Annotated in this window: 1 protein-coding gene and 1 pseudogene; both read right to left on the bottom strand. The window is 66.6% G+C overall.

Going from position 1 to position 1223, the window contains the following annotated elements; all coding sequences use genetic code 11:
* Positions 1-107: 107 nt before the first annotated feature.
* Entirely contained in the window at positions 108-797 is a 690-nt protein-coding gene (locus tag ACGFU6_RS39295) for a ComF family protein (protein WP_053451396.1), read from the bottom strand.
* Between the two features lie 96 nt (positions 798-893).
* Positions 894-1223, bottom strand: a pseudogene (locus ACGFU6_RS39300) (gluconolaconase); the annotation flags it as partial.

A 1223-nucleotide genomic window follows, 5' to 3' on the forward strand; every position in this document is an offset into this window, starting at 1 on the left:
ACCAGCTACGGCCGACCGCCGACAACAAGGGAGACAAGGGGGAATTCATGGCCACTCCTTCGATCCGGAACCTGACGCATCCTAGCCCCTGTCGATGAAGGGAGCGATCACGGCACCCGCGCGCATACCCACACGCGCACCTCCGCAGCGCCGACCAGGCGCAGCGTCTCGGCGACCTCCATCACCGTGCTGCCGGTGGTCATCACGTCATCGACCACGGTCAGCCGCGTGGGCACCGGACCACGGATAGCAAACGCATCGAACAGATTTTCCCTGCGTTGTTCGGCCGTGCGTTCGGACTGCGGTGCGGTGTGGCGGCGCCGGTACAGCCCTTGCCAGACCGGCATCGGCAGCAACCGGCATAGCTCGCCCGCCTGGTTGTAGCCGCGCTGGCGCAACCGGCGATTGTGCAACGGAACCGGCACCAGTGGCGGACACCACCAGGGCGGCGGCGCGCGCTGCATCAGTTGCGCGAGCAGGCGTCCGGCTGCGAGATCCTGATGAAATTTGTAGCGCACCAGCAGCTGATCCACAGGCGGCAGGTACAGCAGGCTGGCATGCGTGGCGGCCTGTGGCGGTACCTCCTCGCGGCAGGTTCCGCAGACGATCAACGCGTTGTCGGGCAGCGGCAATGCGCAGCGCAGGCAGGCGCGGCCGGACCACGGAAGTTCGGCCAGGCATGCAGCGCAGAGGTCCAGCCCATCGTGGCCCGGGTCACCGCAGACCAGGCAGCGGAGCGGTAGCAGCACACGAAGTGCAGCCTGCACGTGGCGGACTGGGTTGAAGAAGGCAGACATGCACTTCAGCATGTCGCCGCCGTCAGCGCGTTGCCATCGGGGGCGCCCTCAACGACCCGTAGGCATTTTCATCGTCCACATTCTGCCCCGATCACTTCACCGCGTTGGCGCAGGCTTCGCATCCACCCGAGTGCGATACACCATGTACGGCGTCTGCCGCCGATCCGCGCCGCCATTGAATCCGGCTTGCCGATGCAGCTGGTTGGCGGTGAAGTACAGATAGCCATCGGGCCCCATCGACAAGGTATCCGGCCACAGGATGCGCGGGTCGTGCACCACAGTCGTCCAGCGCCCCTGCGCATCGCGGGCATGGATGGCGTTGTGCTCGTAGTCGCTCGCATACAGCCGGCCGTTGGCGTCCATCTCCATACCATCGGACGCGCCCTTGTCGCCGAGGTCGACCACGGCCGCAGCCAGCGCCGCCTC

The sequence above is a fragment of the Streptomyces sp. NPDC048462 genome (assembly GCF_043200175.1).
GTDB lineage: Bacteria > Actinomycetota > Actinomycetes > Streptomycetales > Streptomycetaceae > Streptomyces.